The sequence below is a fragment of the Shewanella sp. ISS20 genome, from assembly GCF_056522965.1.
In genome coordinates, this window is sequence record NZ_JAWRZK010000001.1 from 2,863,078 (window position 1) to 2,879,497 (window position 16,420).

At 46.4% G+C, this 16,420-nt stretch carries 11 protein-coding genes, 4 tRNA genes and 2 rRNA genes; 16 read left to right on the top strand and 1 reads right to left on the bottom strand.

The features are described from left to right. Positions 1-140: 140 nt before the first annotated feature. The 4 genes from AC1HDP_RS12985 to birA all read left to right on the top strand — a co-directional run bounded on the left by AC1HDP_RS12985 (position 141) and on the right by birA (position 5,611). A 23S ribosomal RNA gene (locus AC1HDP_RS12985) occupies positions 141-3,033 on the top strand. A gap of 100 nt (positions 3,034-3,133) precedes the next feature. Further along, positions 3,134-3,249 (top strand): 5S ribosomal RNA (rrf, locus tag AC1HDP_RS12990). A gap of 377 nt (positions 3,250-3,626) precedes the next feature. Further along, a complete protein-coding gene (murB, locus tag AC1HDP_RS12995) occupies positions 3,627-4,649 on the top strand; it encodes a UDP-N-acetylmuramate dehydrogenase (protein ID WP_479639893.1) in 1,023 nt (340 codons plus the stop codon). Further along, the gene (gene birA, locus AC1HDP_RS13000) at positions 4,646-5,611 is read left to right on the top strand and encodes a bifunctional biotin--[acetyl-CoA-carboxylase] ligase/biotin operon repressor BirA (RefSeq protein WP_479639075.1); all 966 of its coding nucleotides are present in this window, start codon (positions 4,646-4,648) and stop codon (positions 5,609-5,611) included. The genes murB and birA overlap by 4 nt, the downstream gene beginning before the upstream one ends. Here birA and coaA read toward each other — a convergent pair. Then, complete coding sequence (gene coaA, locus AC1HDP_RS13005; RefSeq protein WP_479639076.1) at positions 5,600-6,547, bottom strand: type I pantothenate kinase; 948 nt, start codon at positions 6,545-6,547, stop codon at positions 5,600-5,602. The genes birA and coaA overlap by 12 nt on opposite strands. A 208-nt stretch (positions 6,548-6,755) precedes the next feature. Here coaA and AC1HDP_RS13010 point away from each other — a divergent pair. The 12 genes from AC1HDP_RS13010 to rpoB all read left to right on the top strand — a co-directional run bounded on the left by AC1HDP_RS13010 (position 6,756) and on the right by rpoB (position 16,386). Further along, positions 6,756-6,831: transfer RNA gene (locus AC1HDP_RS13010), tRNA-Thr, on the top strand. A gap of 7 nt (positions 6,832-6,838) precedes the next feature. Beyond that, a tRNA-Tyr gene (locus AC1HDP_RS13015) sits at positions 6,839-6,923 on the top strand. Positions 6,924-6,956: 33 nt separating this feature from the next. Then, positions 6,957-7,030, top strand: a tRNA-Gly gene (locus AC1HDP_RS13020). 8 nt (positions 7,031-7,038) lie between these two features. After that, a tRNA-Thr gene (locus AC1HDP_RS13025) sits at positions 7,039-7,114 on the top strand. A 108-nt stretch (positions 7,115-7,222) separates the two neighbouring features. Beyond that, a complete protein-coding gene (tuf, locus tag AC1HDP_RS13030) occupies positions 7,223-8,407 on the top strand; it encodes an elongation factor Tu (protein ID WP_140930180.1) in 1,185 nt (394 codons plus the stop codon). A gap of 351 nt (positions 8,408-8,758) precedes the next feature. Next, positions 8,759-9,130: a preprotein translocase subunit SecE gene (secE, locus tag AC1HDP_RS13035; protein WP_479639077.1), complete on the top strand. Its 372-nt coding sequence runs from the start codon at positions 8,759-8,761 to the stop codon at positions 9,128-9,130. Between the two features lie 9 nt (positions 9,131-9,139). After that, complete coding sequence (gene nusG, locus AC1HDP_RS13040; protein ID WP_140930182.1) at positions 9,140-9,691, top strand: transcription termination/antitermination protein NusG; 552 nt, start codon at positions 9,140-9,142, stop codon at positions 9,689-9,691. Between the two features lie 127 nt (positions 9,692-9,818). Further along, positions 9,819-10,247, top strand: a complete 429-nt coding sequence (gene rplK, locus AC1HDP_RS13045; RefSeq protein WP_479639078.1) for a 50S ribosomal protein L11 — start codon at positions 9,819-9,821, stop codon at positions 10,245-10,247. Positions 10,248-10,251: 4 nt separating this feature from the next. After that, positions 10,252-10,953, top strand: coding sequence for a 50S ribosomal protein L1 (gene rplA, locus AC1HDP_RS13050; protein WP_479639079.1), 702 nt, complete (start codon positions 10,252-10,254; stop codon positions 10,951-10,953). A 244-nt stretch (positions 10,954-11,197) separates the two neighbouring features. After that, positions 11,198-11,695, top strand: coding sequence for a 50S ribosomal protein L10 (gene rplJ, locus AC1HDP_RS13055; RefSeq protein ID WP_140930185.1), 498 nt, complete (start codon positions 11,198-11,200; stop codon positions 11,693-11,695). A 54-nt stretch (positions 11,696-11,749) separates the two neighbouring features. After that, entirely contained in the window at positions 11,750-12,118 is a 369-nt protein-coding gene (rplL, locus tag AC1HDP_RS13060; RefSeq protein ID WP_479639080.1) for a 50S ribosomal protein L7/L12, read from the top strand. A 239-nt stretch (positions 12,119-12,357) separates the two neighbouring features. Then, on the top strand, positions 12,358-16,386 hold the full coding sequence (rpoB, locus tag AC1HDP_RS13065; RefSeq protein ID WP_479639081.1) for a DNA-directed RNA polymerase subunit beta: 4,029 nt from the start codon (positions 12,358-12,360) through the stop codon (positions 16,384-16,386). Positions 16,387-16,420 lie beyond the last annotated feature (34 nt).

Here is a 16,420-nt window from a genome sequence, read left to right on the forward strand (position 1 = left end):
CTCAAAATACTTTAATCAAGTGTTTTGGATATTCTTTAACTTCAGAAATGAAGTAAATCAAGGCGTTCTTTTGCGAAAGCAAGAGACAGTAAAAACCAGCTAGTTGCAATACGCTCAAGTGAAACTCATTTGGGTTGTATGGTTAAGTGACTAAGCGTATACGGTGGATGCCTTGGCAGTCAGAGGCGATGAAGGACGTAGTAACTTGCGAAAAGCGTTGGCGAGCTAGTAACAAGCATTTGAGCTAACGATGTCCGAATGGGGAAACCCGGCCACATAAGTGGTCATCATACAGTGAATACATAGCTGTATGAGGCGAACCTGGGGAACTGAAACATCTAAGTACCCAGAGGAAAAGAAATCAACCGAGATTCCCTAAGTAGCGGCGAGCGAACGGGGATTAGCCCTTAAGTCTAGGGGGTGTTAGTGGAATGGTCTGGAAAGTCCAACGGTACAGGGTGATAGTCCCGTACATGAAAACTAACCTTAGATGAAAACGAGTAAGGCGGCACACGTGATATGTTGTCTGAACATGGGGGGACCATCCTCCAAGGCTAAATACTCCTGACTGACCGATAGTGAACCAGTACCGTGAGGGAAAGGCGAAAAGAACCCCTGTGAGGGGAGTGAAATAGAACCTGAAACCGTATACGTACAAGCAGTGGGAGCGGTTCTTGAGACCGTGACTGCGTACCTTTTGTATAATGGGTCAGCGACTTACATTTAGTAGCGAGGTTAAGCGAATAGCGGAGCCGTAGGGAAACCGAGTGTTAACTGCGCGTTTAGTTGCTAGGTGTAGACCCGAAACCCGGTGATCTAGCCATGGGCAGGTTGAAGGTTGAGTAACATCAACTGGAGGACCGAACCGACTAATGTTGAAAAATTAGCGGATGACTTGTGGCTGGGGGTGAAAGGCCAATCAAACCGGGAGATATCTGGTTCTCCTCGAAAGCTATTTAGGTAGCGCCTCGCACGAATACCATTGGGGGTAGAGCACTGTTAAGGCTAGGGGGTCATCCCGACTTACCAACCCTTTGCAAACTCCGAATACCAATGAGTACTATGCGGGAGACAGACAGCGGGTGCTAACGTCCGTTGTCAAAAGGGAAACAACCCAGACCGTCAGCTAAGGTCCCAAAGTACTAGCTAAGTGGGAAACGATGTGGGAAGGCTTAGACAGCTAGGATGTTGGCTTAGAAGCAGCCATCATTTAAAGAAAGCGTAATAGCTCACTAGTCGAGTCGGCCTGCGCGGAAGATGTAACGGGGCTAAGCTAGTCACCGAAGCTACGGGTGCATTTCATTAGAGATGCGCGGTAGAGGAGCGTTCTGTAAGCCGTTGAAGGTGAAGGAGTAACCCACGCTGGAGGTATCAGAAGTGCGAATGCTGACATGAGTAACGATAAAGGGGGTGAAAAACCCCCTCGCCGGAAGACCAAGGGTTCCTGTCCAACGTTAATCGGGGCAGGGTGAGTCGACCCCTAAGGCGAGGCCGAAAGGCGTAGTCGATGGGAAACGGGTTAATATTCCCGTACTTGTGCTAACTGCGATGGAGAGACGGAGAAGGCTAGGCTAGCGCGGCGTTGGTAGTCCGCGTTTAAGGTGGTAGGCGGTATTCTTAGGCAAATCCGGGAATACATACGCTGAGAGCTGATGACGAGGTCCTACGGGACTGAAGTAGTTGATGCCATGCTTCCAGGAAAATCTTCTAAGCTTCAGGTTAGCAGGAATCGTACCCCAAACCGACACAGGTGGTCGGGTAGAGAATACCAAGGCGCTTGAGAGAACTCGGCTGAAGGAACTAGGCAAAATGGTACCGTAACTTCGGGAGAAGGTACGCTCCTGCCGGTGATGAGACTTGCTCTCTAAGCTAGCGGGAGTCGCAGATACCAGGTGGCTGCAACTGTTTATCAAAAACACAGCACTGTGCAAAATCGCAAGATGAAGTATACGGTGTGACGCCTGCCCGGTGCCGGAAGGTTAATTGATTGGGTTATCTTCGGAGAAGCTCATGATCGAAGCCCCGGTAAACGGCGGCCGTAACTATAACGGTCCTAAGGTAGCGAAATTCCTTGTCGGGTAAGTTCCGACCTGCACGAATGGCGTAATGATGGCCACGCTGTCTCCAGCCGAGACTCAGTGAAGTTGAAATTGCGGTGAAGATGCCGTATACCCGCGGCTAGACGGAAAGACCCCGTGAACCTTTACTATAGCTTGGCACTGAACATTGAACCTACATGTGTAGGATAGGTGGGAGACTTTGAAGCATGAACGCTAGTTTGTGTGGAGTCGTCCTTGAAATACCACCCTTGTAGTTTTGATGTTCTAACCTAGGTCCCTTATCGGGATTAGGGACAGTGCCTGGTGGGTAGTTTGACTGGGGCGGTCTCCTCCCAAAGAGTAACGGAGGAGCACGAAGGTTGGCTAAGTACGGTCGGACATCGTACGGTTAGTGCAATGGCATAAGCCAGCTTAACTGCGAGACAGACACGTCGAGCAGGTACGAAAGTAGGTCATAGTGATCCGGTGGTTCTGAATGGAAGGGCCATCGCTCAACGGATAAAAGGTACTCCGGGGATAACAGGCTGATACCGCCCAAGAGTTCATATCGACGGCGGTGTTTGGCACCTCGATGTCGGCTCATCACATCCTGGGGCTGAAGTCGGTCCCAAGGGTATGGCTGTTCGCCATTTAAAGTGGTACGCGAGCTGGGTTCAGAACGTCGTGAGACAGTTCGGTCCCTATCTGCCGTGGGCGTTGGATGATTGAGGGGAGCTGCTCCTAGTACGAGAGGACCGGAGTGGACGAACCGCTGGTGTTCGGGTTGTCATGCCAATGGCATTGCCCGGTAGCTACGTTCGGAATCGATAACCGCTGAAAGCATCTAAGCGGGAAGCGAGCCCCAAGATGAGTCATCCCTAGGACTATAAGTCCTCTGAAGGGCCGTCCGAGACTAGGACGTTGATAGGCAAGGTGTGTAAGCGTTGTGAGGCGTTGAGCTAACTTGTACTAATGACCCGAGAGGCTTAACCATACAACCCAGATGGGTTTTACTGAACAAGCCTGAAAGAATCGAAAAATACTTGATTGAAGATTGAGTACTCAATAATTAGCTTTCTGAATTTCCAAATTTGTCTGGAGACCATAGCACTGTGGCACCACCTGATCCCATTCCGAACTCAGAAGTGAAACGCAGTCGCGCCGATGGTAGTGTGGGGTTTCCCCATGCGAGAGTAGGTCATCTCCAGGCGCCTAATTTCTCGGAAGAGAGTCGATAAAGCCCGTTGCCATGCAACGGGCTTTTTTCGTTAGTTTTAAAAGATTTATAGGCTACTTTTTGCTTGTTAGGGTACACGATGAGCACAGATTTCCAAGAAGGTGCCGCTATCAGCGAGGGCGTAAGCATCGGATGGCTAATGCTACTTGAAATTTAAAGTCGGTTCCTGAGCAACGTGCGAATGACAAAGCCAATCATTCCTTGGAAAGAGGCAATTACTGGCTATGTCGTCATGGAATAGAGCAATTATCATAGCCCTAAATGTCATTGTTTTCGCTATTAACTCCTCACCATGGTCAATTATTTAAAATTGGCTGATACAATGGTGTCATTATTTCTAAATGAACAGCATCATGATTGGTAATTCACTCAAGTCCTTTAACACCTTTGGTATCGATCAATCTTGTCTCGAATTTAAACTGGCCAATAATCGGCAGCAGTTAATTGCTATGGCGCTTGCGTGTCATCAACAAAGCCAACCAATGTTAATCATAGGTGGCGGGAGCAATTTAGTCTTGCTAGATGATTTTCTTGGCTCCGTCATTAAAGTCGATTCCCAAGGGCTAAAGGTGAGTGACGATCAAGATTGGTATTATTTGGAGGTTGAAGCTGGCGTTAATTGGCATGAACTGGTTGAACAGACTTTAGCTATGAATATGCCAGGTTTAGAGAACATGGCATTAATTCCTGGCTGTGTTGGCGCCGCTCCCATTCAAAACATTGGCGCTTACGGTAAAGAGTTTTGTGACGTTTGTGCTTGGGTTGAGTATCTTGATTTAACCTCAGGCGAAATCATTAGATTAGTTGCCGAGCAATGCGGCTTTGATTACCGTGAATCGATTTTTAAGCATGAACTGCAACAGACGGCAGTCATCTTAAGTGTTGGTATTAAATTAGCCAAATCATGGACGCCGCTACTCAATTACGGACCGCTACAAGACTTTGATAAAGCCACTGTTACGCCCAAGCAAATATTTGACTGCGTCTGTGAAGTTAGACGCAGTAAATTACCCGATCCTGCTATTTACGGTAACGCTGGCAGTTTCTTTAAAAATCCCATAGTCGATGTTGTCACATACCAGCAGCTAGCTCGTAAGTTTCCGAGTATTGTTGGCTATGCACTTGATGATGGCCGCGTGAAATTAGCGGCCGGCTGGTTGATTGAGCATGCTGGCTTAAAGGGGTTTGAATTAGGGCGAGCGGCAGTTCACAAGCATCAAGCGTTAGTGCTGATTAATCTTGGTGGCGCCACCGGCGCTGAGGTGGCAGCATTAGCGAATCATGTCGTGGCTAAGGTATATAGTTTGTTTATGGTAACACTTGAGATTGAGCCCCGTTTAATTGCGAATCAGGGAGTAATAGCAGCGCTATGATAGATCACTGGCAGCGGAAGCGACAAATTTTAGAATTATTAACCAGCGGACATTTTACCTCTGGTGAGTGCATGGCGCAGGAACTGGGCGTGAGCCGCAGCGCTATCAACAAACATATTGATGGCTTAATCGCGCTCGGCGTGGCGATATACAGTGTCAAAGGTAAAGGTTATAAACTGGCAAGTGCAGTGCAACTTGCGGATGCTGATGAGCTTAAAAGTGCGATTTCCGCGCGCAGCTTTTATTTCGATCAAATAGATTCAACCAATGCGTTTGTGTTGAGTCATGTGAATGATTTAGAACGCGGCGATATTTGTGTGGCAGAAAGCCAAACGAGTGGCCGTGGTCGCCGTGGTAAAACTTGGACTTCGCCTTATGGTAGCCACTTGTATTTTACCCAGTATTGGCAAACCAGTGGCAACATGACTCAATTGATGGGATTGAGCCTAGTCGTAGGCTGCAGTCTAGTTAAGGTGCTTGAGTCTTTTGGTGTCAGCGAATTAGGATTGAAGTGGCCTAATGATATTTATCGCTCAGGCAAAAAGTTAGCTGGAATTTTGGTTGAGCTGCAAGGGCAAGCCGATGGCGGCTGTCATTTGGCCATAGGTATAGGCGTCAATATTTGTATGCCAGAGCAAAGTGGACTAAATATCAATCAGCCATGGAGTGATTTAGCCGATATAGTCAAAGACTTGAATAAGAGCAATATCATCATAGCTCTACAGCAACAGTTAACGCGAGATTTACTGCAATTTGAGCAAGCAGGATTGGCTGCGTTTATGAGTCGCTGGCAACGCAGTGACATATTTATTGGCAAAACTGTGAATATTCATATGGGCGATAAGATGGAAACAGGTCGCTATCTAGGGATTGATGAGCAGGGAGGTGTAAGGCTTGCCACCGAACTGGAAGAAAAAAGCTATATCGGTGGCGAAATTACCCTGAGGAAATCACATTCTTAACAGCACTTGATCCATGCGATGCTGTCCACCTTTACGCAAGATAAGGTGGGCACGCTCTCGTGTCGGTAAGATATTTTGGCGTAAATTGGGCCCATTAATAGTGTCCCAAATATTGCTTGCCGTCTCAACAGCTTGTTGATCGTTAAGGCTTGCGTAGTGATGGAAAAATGATTTAGGGTCACTGAAGGCACCACTTCTAAAACGTAAAAACCTATTGATATACCAATTTTTTAGTAAGGCATCATCAGCATCTACGTAGATAGAAAAATCAACAAAATCAGAAACAAAAGGCCGTTTTATATCAACTGGCGCATCAAGACCTGTCTGTAAAACATTGAGGCCTTCGATGATAAGAATGTCTGGTTGATTAATCACTTGCTGCTCAGCCACGCGATCATAAGTGATGTGTGAGTAGATGGGCGCTGTCACATTCTTAAGTCCTGCTTTAATTGCAGACACAAACTCAATCAGCATTTTAGTGTCATAGCTTTCAGGAAAGCCTTTGCGCTTTAGGAGGCCTTTACGCTTAAGGGTGGCTAACGGATAAAGAAAGCCATCGGTAGTCACTAGATCCACTCTTGGGTGTTCAGGCCAGCGCTGCAACAAAGCCTGTAAAATGCGGGCCGTCGTGCTTTTACCCACAGCAACGCTCCCCGCAATACTGATGATATAAGGGCTACGATGAGGTTGCTGACCTAAAAACTGTTCCACGACTTGGCCGCGAACTTGTTTAGCACCAATAATGAGGTTTAATAGTCGACTCAGAGGCAAATAAATGTCAGTGACCTCTTGCAAGGAGAGATCTTCGTTGAGTCCCTGTAAATCAGCGATATCTTGCTGAGATAAAGTCAAAGGTACTGCATTACGTAACTCAGCCCACTGTTGACGCGCAAAAGGCATATACAAGGCTGCTTGGGTGCTATTTTGTACTGGCATTCGAGGTCCTCTATTAAGCCCTGCACAGTACACCATACTAACAGTTGTCGACAACCCTTGGCGTGAGTAAATGTTAATGGCATAAAAAATGAACGGCAAACCTTGTATTCGTTCAAAAAAGCAGCCGTTGATGCAATGTTTGAGAATAATTGCATTTTTCTATTGCGCTCGTGGCAATTATTCCATATTATCCGCTCCGAAATGACACGCCGGCATAGCTCAGTTGGTAGAGCAACTGACTTGTAATCAGTAGGTCCCGAGTTCGACTCTTGGTGCCGGCACCATTTTTCTGGAGGGGTTCCCGAGTGGCCAAAGGGATCAGACTGTAAATCTGACGGCTCAGCCTTCGAAGGTTCGAATCCTTCTCCCTCCACCATATTCCTAGTGTTAGGTAGCCTGATTAGGTTGCGCGGGCATCGTATAATGGTATTACTCCAGCCTTCCAAGCTGATAACGCGGGTTCGATTCCCGCTGCCCGCTCCAAATTTGTTGCTGATATGGCTCAGTCGGTAGAGCGCATCCTTGGTAAGGATGAGGTCCCCAGTTCGATTCTGGGTATCAGCACCATCATTTCAAGCTCCCTTATACTAAATAACGATTCGATGCTAATAATATGCATCGAATTTTTTCACATGTGCAGTTTTCATCACCAAGATGTTGGATTGAGGCAAAACCATGGCTAAAGCTAAATTTGAACGTAAAAAACCCCACGTTAACGTGGGCACCATCGGTCACGTTGACCATGGTAAAACCACTCTGACCGCTGCTATTTCACACGTACTGGCTAAGACCTACGGTGGTGAAGCTCGTGATTTCGCACAAATCGATAACGCTCCAGAAGAGCGTGAGCGCGGTATTACCATTAATACCTCTCACATCGAATATGACACTCCTTCACGCCACTATGCGCACGTAGACTGTCCAGGTCACGCCGATTATGTTAAAAACATGATCACTGGTGCTGCTCAGATGGACGGCGCTATCCTGGTAGTTGCTTCTACTGATGGTCCAATGCCACAGACTCGTGAGCACATCCTGCTTTCTCGTCAGGTAGGTGTACCTTTCATCATCGTATTCATGAACAAGTGTGACATGGTAGATGACGAAGAGCTGCTGGAACTGGTTGAGATGGAAGTTCGTGAACTGCTGTCTGAATATGACTTCCCAGGTGATGATTTACCAGTAATTCAGGGTTCTGCTCTGAAAGCACTGGAAGGTGAGCCTGAGTGGGAAGCTAAGATCATTGAACTGGCAGAAGCCCTGGATTCTTACATTCCAGAGCCAGAGCGTGACATCGATAAGCCATTCCTGCTGCCAATCGAAGACGTATTCTCTATTTCAGGCCGTGGTACTGTAGTAACTGGTCGTGTAGAGCGCGGTATCGTTAAAGTTGGTGACGAAGTAGAAATCGTTGGTGTTCGTGACACTACTAAGACTACTTGTACTGGCGTAGAAATGTTCCGTAAGCTGCTGGACGAAGGTCGTGCAGGTGAGAACTGTGGTGTTCTGTTACGTGGTACTAAGCGTGATGACGTAGAACGTGGTCAAGTACTGGCTAAGCCAGGCTCAATCAACCCACACACTACTTTTGAATCAGAAGTATACGTACTGTCTAAAGATGAAGGCGGACGTCACACTCCATTCTTCAAAGGCTACCGTCCACAGTTCTACTTCCGTACAACTGACGTAACCGGTACTATCGAACTGCCAGAAGGCGTTGAAATGGTAATGCCAGGCGACAACATCAAGATGGTTGTTACCCTGATTTGCCCAATCGCGATGGATGAAGGTTTACGCTTCGCTATCCGTGAAGGTGGCCGTACTGTTGGTGCTGGTGTTGTTGCTAAGATCATCGCTTAATTGCGAACTTAGTTAGACACTAAAAAGAGGAGACTTAGGTCTCCTTTTTTGTTTTCTGAATTCAATCGGGGTTAACTTGATTGCTATAGGATTACTGGTCTGAATAAAAATTATCTCATTAAGCGTCGATTTTTAAAAATCTTGAATTAATGCGAGATCATCGAGGCTGTACAACCTTGCGGTTGAGGCTGATTCAGAATACAATCTATGGCCGATTTTTAACCCTTTAACTGTTTCTGCGTGGGCAGTTAGCTTGGGCAAGTTGAACTATCCGGGATGCTCTTGTGTATAATGCCGGATGTTGGTATTTACTAAACAAGCACAGCTCCAAGCGAATAACGGACTAAACCGATGACAACGAATACTGAAGAACAGGGTAATTCTCTGGATATGGTGAAATGGGGTGTAGTCATCCTGTTACTGGCAGCCGCTGTGATCGGCAACCAGTATTTTAGCGATACCAGCGTATTGGTTCGCGTTTTAGCGGTTGTGGCTGCGTTTGCTGTTGCAGGCGTAATTGCATTGCAAACAGCCAAGGGTAAGATGGCTCTGGCATTTGCTCGTGAATCGCAAATTGAAGTACGCAAAGTTATTTGGCCAACACGCCAAGAAGCGCTGAATACGACTTTTATCGTATTAGCTGCTACTGGTGTTTTGGCATTAATTTTGTGGGGACTGGACGCCATTCTGCTACGAATTGTAAACTTTATCACTGGCGTATAGGCACCATAGATGACTGAAGCTAACGAAGTAAAAAAAAGATGGTATGTAGTACAGGCATTCTCTGGTTATGAAGGCCGTGTATGTAAATCTCTGATCGAACATATCAAAATGTACGAAATGGAACGCTACTTCGGTGAGGTTTTAGTACCTACTGAAGAAGTTGTTGAAATGCGTGCAGGTCAACGCCGTAAAAGCGAACGTAAATTCTTCCCTGGCTATGTATTAGTACAGATGGAAATGAATGACGAAAGCTGGCACTTAGTAAAAAGCATCCCACGCGTAATGGGCTTCATCGGCGGTACTTCTGACCGTCCTGCGCCTATTTCTGATAAAGAAGCTGATGCTATTTTACGTCGTTTACAAGAAACAACTGCGTCACCAACTCACCGTGTTATTTTTGAACCAGGTGAAGTGGTACGTGTTACTGAAGGTCCATTTGCTGACTTCAACGGCACCGTTGAAGAAGTGGATTACGAGAAGAGCCGCGTTAAGGTTTCTGTAATGATCTTTGGTCGCTCAACACCTGTTGAACTGGATTTTGGTCAGGTTGAAAAAAACTGATTAAATAAAACACTAAATCCGTTTGGCAACAGGAGCGGATTTCTATATAATCCGCTCCCATTGTTTTCGGGGGAGCTTATTGGCATGTCGTCAATTAGCGTTTGAACCCAAATAGAGGAAATGTCACATGGCAAAGAAGATTGAAGCTTATATCAAGCTGCAAGTTAAATCTGGTTCAGCGAATCCTTCGCCACCAGTTGGTCCAGCTCTGGGTCAGAAAGGCGTGAACATCATGGAATTCTGTAAAGCGTTCAACGCTCGTACAGAAAAACTGGAAAAAGGCATGCCAATTCCAGTTGTTATCACTGTATACAGCGATCGTTCATTCACTTTCGAAACTAAGACTCCACCTGCATCTTTCTTATTATTGAAAGCTGCTGGCCTGAAGTCTGGTTCAAGCCGTCCAAACACCGAAAAAGTAGCTACCATCAAGCGTTCTGCTGTGCAGGAAATTGCTGAATTGAAAGCTACTGATATGACTGGTGCTGACATTGAAGCGATGACTCGCTCAATCGAAGGTACTGCACGTTCAATGGGTTTGGTAGTAGAGGACTAAGACAATGGCAAAGCTGACTAAACGCATGCGCGTAATTCGCGAAAAAGTAGACGTAACCAAGAGCTATGACATCAATGAAGCTGTTGCTTTATTGAAAGAACTGGCTACTGCCAAGTTTTTAGAAAGTGTTGACGTTGCCGTTAACCTGGGCGTAGATCCACGTAAATCTGACCAAAACGTTCGTGGCGCCACTGTGCTGCCACACGGTACTGGTCGTGACGTACGTGTAGCTGTGTTCACCCAAGGTGCAAACGCTGAAGCTGCTAAAGCTGCTGGCGCTGAACTGGTAGGTATGGAAGAGCTGGCTGAGAAAGTTAAAGCTGGCGAAATGAACTTCGACGTAGTTATCGCATCTCCAGATGCAATGCGCGTTGTTGGTATGTTAGGTCAGATCTTAGGCCCACGTGGTCTGATGCCTAACCCTAAGACTGGTACTGTTACTCCTAACGTTGCTGAAGCCGTTAAGAATGCCAAAGCTGGTCAAGTTCGTTACCGCAACGACAAGAACGGTATCATTCACACTACCATCGGTAAAGTGAACTTCGAAACCGCTCAACTGAAAGAAAACCTGGAAGCCCTGCTGACTGCTTTGAAAAAAGCCAAGCCAGCTGCAGCTAAAGGCGTTTACGTTAAGAAAGTAACCATCTCCACCACTATGGGTGCAGGTGTAGCTGTTGACCAGGGTACTCTGGACGCTGCTAACTAATTTACAAGGTGCGTGTATTAGTCTATAATGCGCGCACTTTGGTGGGTTGAAGTCTGTTTAAACAGATTTCCGTCCAAGACCGCAGGTGTAAATCATTAGATTCACTTAATTTCCTGCGTAGACGGTGTCAGGCCCCAGTTTAGATTTTTATCTGCTGGAATATCTGCGCCGTAAGTCATTAACAACATAAGTTGTTAATAGGTAAATACTGGGGTAACCCAGGTAGAATCCAGGAGTATAGCCAATGGCATTAAGACTCGAAGACAAAAAAGCGATTGTTGCTGAAGTCAACGAAGCTGCCAAAGGTGCGCTTTCTGCAGTTGTAGCCGATTCTCGCGGCGTAACTGTAGGTGCCATGACCACTCTTCGTAAAGCTGCCCGTGCTAACGGTGTATACGTGAAAGTTGTACGTAACACTCTGGCTCGTCGTGCAGTTGAAGGTACCTCTTATGAGTGCCTTAGCGATGTGTTTACTGGCCCAACTTTGATTGCTTTCTCTACTGAGCACCCAGGTGCTGCAGCTCGTCTGTTAAAAGACTTTGCTAAAGAGCAAGCTAACTTCGAAGTTAAAGGCGCAGCTTTTGAAGGGAACTTTATCCCTGCAGCTGACATTGATCGTTTAGCAAAACTGCCAACTTACGAAGAAGCACTGGCACAGTTGATGATGACTATGAAAGAAGCATCAGCTGGCAAGTTCGTTCGTACACTGGCCGCACTGCGCGATCAAAAAGAAGCCGCTTAATTTTAAGCTGGCTGCTTGAACTAATTGAATTCAGAACAATAGGAAATATTTCTTATGTCTATCACTAAAGACCAAATGTTAGAAGCCTTTGCAGCTATGTCTGTAATGGAAGTTGTAGAACTGATCGAAGCTATGGAAGAGAAGTTCGGTGTTTCTGCTGCTGCTGCAGTAGTATCTGGCGGCGCTGATGCCGGTGCTGCTGTTGAAGAGCAAACCGAATTCGACGTAGTTATGACTTCTTTCGGTGCAAACAAAGTAGCTGTTATTAAAGCAGTTCGTGGCGCTACCGGTTTAGGTCTGAAAGAAGCTAAAGCTATGGCTGAAGCTGCTCCAGTAGCAGTTAAAGAAGCTGTTTCTAAAGAAGAAGCTGAAGCTCTGAAGAAAGAACTTGAAGAAGCTGGTGCTTCTGTAGAGATCAAGTAAGCTATTTTAGTTTACTGCCACTCAAAGTAATTTGAGTGAGGCTGACGGTTTTTAACCGTCAGCCTTTTTTGCGCTATAAGCGCTGGCGATTTTTTCACCGTGTGTCGCCGGATTTTTATGCAGTCCCTAGCAGAGATTACTGGTTAGGTTCTTGTCATCAACGGTGATGGGCAAACGTGCTGGGTTAACACATGAGTGTTGGTTCAGTCTTGGTCACATCTCGCAAGCAGAGGAAACCCATGGTTTACTCCTATTCTGAAAAGAAGCGTATTCGTAAAGACTTTGGTAAGCGTCCAAAGGTTTTGGATATCCCTTACCTGTTGTCTATTCAGTTAGACTCTTTCAAGAAATTCACCGATCAAGATCCTACGGGTGAGCGTGGTTTCGAAGCCGCTTTCCGTAGCGTTTTTCCCATCAAGAGCTTTTCTGGCAATTCTGAGCTGCAGTATGTTAGCTACAAGCTAGGCGAGCCTGTCTTTGATGTGAAAGAGTGTCAAATTCGCGGTGTTACTTATTCCGCTCCACTGCGCGTTAAACTGCGCATGGTTCTGTATGACCGTGAAGCTGCACCGGGCACAGTAAAAGATATCAAAGAGCAAGAAGTCTACATGGGGGATATCCCTCTGATGACTGACAACGGTACTTTTGTTATCAACGGTACTGAGCGTGTAATTGTATCTCAGTTACATCGTAGCCCTGGTGTTTTCTTCGACCACGATCGTGGTAAGACTCACTCATCAGGCAAGGTTTTATATAATGCTCGTATTATTCCTTACCGCGGTTCATGGTTGGATTTCGAATTCGACCCTAAAGATGCGTTATTCGTACGTATCGACCGTCGTCGTAAGTTACCTGCGACCATTATGTTGCGTGCTCTGGATTTCAGCACTCAGCAAATCTTAGACACCTTCTTCGATCGGGTTGAATTCAGCCTGAAAAAAGACTCATTAGTCATGAGCCTGTGTCCTGACCGCTTACGTGGCGAAACTGCAAGCTTCGACATCAAAGATTCTGAAGGAACTTTGTTGGTTGAATCTGGCCGTCGTATCACTGCGCGTCATATTCGTCAGTTAGAAAAGACCAATACTACTGAACTGGAAGTTCCAGTTGAGTACATCATTGGTAAAGTGGCTGCACAAGATTATATCGATCCAGATACCGGTGAAGTGTTGGTTAGTGCCAACAATCAACTGAGCCTGGAAGATTTAGCTCAGCTGTCTCTGGCCGGCATCAAAGACATTAGCACTCTGTATATCAATGAATTAGATAACGGTGCTTATATCTCTGACACTCTGCGTATCGATTCAACTACCAATCGCTTAGAAGCTCTGGTAGAAATCTATCGCATGATGCGTCCTGGCGAGCCACCAACCAAGGACGCGGCAGAAGCCTTGTTCCAGAACTTGTTCTTCAGCGAAGAGCGTTATGACCTGTCTAAAGTAGGTCGTATGAAGTTCAACCGTCGTTTAGAAATCGAAGAAGACCAAGGTTCTGGTGTTCTGAGCAATGATGATATTGTTGCTGTGATGAAGAAAATCATCGATATCCGTAACGGCAACGACGAAGTCGACGATATTGACCACTTGGGCAACCGTCGTATTCGTAGTGTTGGTGAAATGGCTGAAAACCAGTTCCGTGTTGGTTTAGTCCGTGTTGAACGTGCGGTTCGTGAGCGTCTGTCTTTAGGCGACCTGAACGAATTAATGCCACAAGACTTAATTAACGCTAAGCCAATTTCTGCGGCAGTGAAAGAATTCTTCGGTTCTTCACAGTTGTCTCAGTTTATGGATCAGAACAACCCATTGTCAGAAGTAACGCATAAGCGTCGTATTTCTGCTCTTGGTCCAGGTGGTTTGACACGTGAACGCGCGGGCTTCGAAGTTCGAGACGTTCACCCAACTCACTATGGTCGTCTGTGTCCAATTGAGACCCCAGAAGGTCCAAACATTGGTTTGATCAACTCATTGGCGACATTCGCCCGTACTAACTCTTACGGTTTCTTGGAAACTCCTTACCGTAAAGTTATCGACGGTGTGGTAACCGATGAAGTGGAATACCTGTCTGCGATTGAAGAAGGTCGCTATGTGGTTGCTCAGGCAAACATCACATTAGACAGTGAAGGCCGTATCATTGAAGAGCAAGTAGCTTGTCGTCATAAGGGTGATGCCACCTTTATGCGTGCTGCTGACATTCAATATATGGATGTTTCTCCACAGCAGATTATTTCTGTAGCGGCATCTTTGATCCCGTTCCTTGAGCACGACGATGCTAACCGCGCCTTGATGGGTGCGAACATGCAACGTCAGGCTGTACCAACTTTACGCGCTGATAAGCCGTTGGTAGGTACCGGTATTGAACGCGCTCTGGCTGTCGACTCTGGTGTAGTTGTGGCTGCTAAGCGTGGCGGTGTGGTTGATTACGTTGACGCAAGTCGTATCGTAGTTAAGGTTAACGAAGAAGAATTACACGCTGGTGAAGCGGGTATTGATATCTACAACTTAACCAAATACACCCGCTCTAACCAAAATACTTGTATCAACCAGCGTCCATGCTGCAGCGTAGGTGATCCTATCGTTCGTGGTGACGTACTGGCTGACGGTCCTTCAACCGACTTAGGTGATTTGGCGTTAGGTCAGAACATGCGTATCGCATTCATGACTTGGAACGGCTATAACTTCGAGGATTCTATCTTAATCTCTGAGCGTGTAGCTCAAGAAGATAGATTCACGACTATCCATATTCAAGAGCTGTCATGTATTGCTCGTGATACTAAATTGGGTAGCGAAGAAATCACGGCTGACATTCCAAATGTTGGCGAATCTGCTCTGTCTAAATTAGACGAGTCAGGTATCGTTTACATTGGTGCAGAAGTGAAGGGCGGTGACATTCTGGTAGGTAAAGTAACGCCTAAAGGCGAAACTCAGCTGACTCCAGAAGAGAAGTTACTCCGCGCTATCTTCGGTGAAAAAGCCTCTGACGTTAAAGACAGCTCGCTGCGTGTACCTAACTCTGTGAAAGGTACCGTAATCGACGTTCAAGTATTTACCCGTGATGGCGTAGAGAAAGACAAGCGTGCCGTTGAAATCGAAGAGATGCACATAGCTCAAGCTCGTAAAGACTTGACTGAAGAGTTCAAGATCCTTGAAGAAGGTGTTTTGGGCCGTGCACGTAACTTGTTACTGGGTGCTGGATTTAGCGAAGCTAAGCTGGCCGAAATTCCACGTAAGGAATTACTGGTACAAGTGATCGACGACGAGACTAAGCAAACTGAATTAGAGCAGTTGGCAGAGCAGCACGAAGAGCTGAAAGCTGATTTCGATAAGAAGTTTGATATCAAGCGTCGCAAGATCACCCAAGGTGATGATCTGGCGCCAGGTGTACTGAAAATCGTTAAAGTTTACTTAGCGGTTAAGCGTACTATCCAACCTGGTGACAAGATGGCTGGTCGTCACGGTAACAAAGGTGTTATTTCTAAGATCTGTCCAATTGAAGACATGCCATACGATGACAAGGGTAACCCTGTTGACATCGTACTGAACCCGCTGGGTGTACCATCGCGTATGAACATCGGTCAGGTATTGGAAGTTCACTTGGGTGCTGCTGCTAAGGGTATCGGTAATCGTATCACTGAGATGCTTGAAGAGCAACGCGAGTTAGCTGAGCTGCGTGAGTATCTGAAGAAAGCTTACGAGCTGGGTGATGCACTGCAGCGTGTTGATATTGACAGCTTTACCGATGAAGAAGTGTTGCGCTTGGCTAAACACCTGAAAGGTGGTTTACCTGTTGCTACCCCTGCATTCGACGGTGCAAAAGAATCTGAAATCAAGCAGATGCTGGAATTGGCAGGCTTGCCAACTTCAGGTCAGTTGAAACTGTTTGATGGTCGTACCGGTAATGAGTTTGAGCGTGAAGTAACCGTAGGTTACATGTACATGCTGAAGCTTAACCACTTGGTTGACGACAAGATGCATGCCCGTTCTACCGGTTCTTACAGCTTAGTTACTCAGCAGCCGCTGGGTGGTAAAGCTCAGTTCGGTGGTCAGCGTTTCGGTGAGATGGAAGTATGGGCCCTGGAAGCGTATGGCGCTGCTTATACCTTGCAGGAAATGCTTACCGTTAAGTCAGATGACGTGAATGGTCGTACACAGATGTATAAGAACATCGTGGACGGAAATCATCAAATGCAACCTGGTATGCCTGAGTCCTTCAACGTATTGCTGAAGGAAATCCGTTCACTTGGTATTAATATCGAGTTGGATCAGGACTAAGCGAAGCCCGCTTCGTTTGGCAACATAAATTGGT

Bases quoted from the DNA above. Each gene is read 5' to 3' on its own strand.
- birA (WP_479639075.1), top strand. From the start codon at position 4,646: ATGATAGATCACTGGCAGCGGAAGCGACAAATTTTAGAATTATTAACC.
- coaA (WP_479639076.1), bottom strand. From the start codon at position 6,547: ATGCCAGTACAAAATAGCACCCAAGCAGCCTTGTATATGCCTTTTGCG.
- tuf (WP_140930180.1), top strand. From the start codon at position 7,223: ATGGCTAAAGCTAAATTTGAACGTAAAAAACCCCACGTTAACGTGGGC.
- secE (WP_479639077.1), top strand. From the start codon at position 8,759: ATGACAACGAATACTGAAGAACAGGGTAATTCTCTGGATATGGTGAAA.
- nusG (WP_140930182.1), top strand. From the start codon at position 9,140: ATGACTGAAGCTAACGAAGTAAAAAAAAGATGGTATGTAGTACAGGCA.
- rplK (WP_479639078.1), top strand. From the start codon at position 9,819: ATGGCAAAGAAGATTGAAGCTTATATCAAGCTGCAAGTTAAATCTGGT.
- rplA (WP_479639079.1), top strand. From the start codon at position 10,252: ATGGCAAAGCTGACTAAACGCATGCGCGTAATTCGCGAAAAAGTAGAC.
- rplJ (WP_140930185.1), top strand. From the start codon at position 11,198: ATGGCATTAAGACTCGAAGACAAAAAAGCGATTGTTGCTGAAGTCAAC.
- rplL (WP_479639080.1), top strand. From the start codon at position 11,750: ATGTCTATCACTAAAGACCAAATGTTAGAAGCCTTTGCAGCTATGTCT.
- rpoB (WP_479639081.1), top strand. From the start codon at position 12,358: ATGGTTTACTCCTATTCTGAAAAGAAGCGTATTCGTAAAGACTTTGGT.